Origin of the sequence: Bathymodiolus azoricus thioautotrophic gill symbiont, assembly GCF_001298715.1 — a bacterium.
Classification (GTDB): Bacteria; Pseudomonadota; Gammaproteobacteria; order PS1; family Pseudothioglobaceae; genus Thiodubiliella.
Map to the genome: position 1 here is coordinate 1 of NZ_CDSC02000027.1, position 1,519 is coordinate 1,519.

The window sequence follows — 1,519 nt, forward strand, 5'->3', positions numbered from 1 at the left end:
CAAAAAATATTGCAAATGTTTTATCTATAAAAGAATATTTTTGAGTCAAGTTTTCCAATATTAATTAAGTGATCTTTGTTGCTTTAAAGCCTTATAGTTGGCTACCCAAAAACCTCTGTATACTAGTAACAACTTTTAACTTTATATTGCTTTTTATCGGTAGAATTTAGGCTTTTTACACAAAGCCTAATTCGTTTTGTTGCTTTATTGTTTGCAAGAGCAAGTAAAATAAATATTTTTTTGTTAGGAAAATGATAATGAGTGGATTGTTTGGTTTCTTTAAAAGCAAGAATGACAATGACAATGTCAAGCGTAGTAGTGAGGAGCAATTAGCTGATATTGCGCATGAGTTTGTGCGACAAAATAAGTCAAAACGACGCTGGCGAATCCTGTTGAGTTTGTTGTTTTTTGGCTATATTGTTAGTGTGTCTTATGTTAGTTTGCGTGAAAGCGGTATTTTGCAAGATGCCATGGAAAAAGAATCACCTTTTGTGGCAGAGGTGCTATTAAGTGGTGTTATTCAAAGTGCAGGTAGTATTAATGCAGATGATGCTATTGAATTGTTGCAAGAGGTTTTTGAGGCGGAAAACGCCAAAGCGGTGATCTTACGACTCAATTCACCAGGTGGATCGCCGGTGCAATCTAGTAGGATTTATAAAGCGATTAATCGTTTAAAAGCGAAATTTAATAAAAAACTCTATGTTGTGGTTGAGGATGTTTGCGCATCGGGCTGTTATTATATTGCTGCTGCTGCTGATGAGATTTATGCTGACGAATCATCAATTATCGGTAGTATTGGCGTGGTGATGTCTAGTTTTGGTGTGGTTGATGCAATGAAAAAAATCGGCATTGAGCGCAGACTATATACAGCAGGTAAAAATAAGGGATTGGGGGATATGTTCTTGCCTGAAGATAAGGCGACAATCAATCATATTCAAGTTCAAATTTTGGACAAATCTCACCAAAACTTTATTAACGCCGTTAAAGAGGGTAGGGGTGACAGGCTTAAAGATAATAAAGATTTGTTTACTGGATTGGTTTGGCTTGGGCAAGATGCACATGATTTGGGTTTGATTGATGGGATTGGCGATGCCAATTTTGTGGCAACAGAGTTGGTTGGGGTTAAGACTAGAATTTTGTATGAAGAAGAAAAAACTTTGTTGGAAGAATTAACTGAGGCAAGTGCTAAAAATATTGCTTTGGTTATTAGTAATCAGTTTTTTTCTAAAAGTTGGATGTCTACTTTGCAGTAACATTCTGTTAGAGCCATCTATTTCTAGAAGCTTGAGACAAAACTTTGAATAAAATCTAGTGTTTGGTGTAAGAGGTGGGTTGGGTTGTTTGTGTCTTGTGGGCGCGGGTTTAATGGTAGGCTTAATATTGTTTATTATTTTCGACGGAATAGGGATGCAAATCGTTGGATAACTTTTGGTGTTCGAGATCTAGATTGATAATCCTGTAAATCTGAAAGATCTTCAGGTACTGCTTGTGCTGCGTTACCAAATTCCCTCTCCATTGT

General features: G+C 36.4%; 1 protein-coding gene. It reads left to right on the forward strand.

All coding sequences use genetic code 11. The annotated features are described in order from the left end of the window. The first annotated feature begins 257 nt into the window (after positions 1-257). Positions 258-1,253 carry a S49 family peptidase gene (locus BAZSYMA_RS00560; RefSeq protein WP_090714478.1) on the forward strand — a complete coding sequence of 332 codons (996 nt, stop codon included), beginning with the start codon at positions 258-260 and terminating at the stop codon, positions 1,251-1,253. The last annotated feature ends 266 nt before the right edge of the window (positions 1,254-1,519 follow it).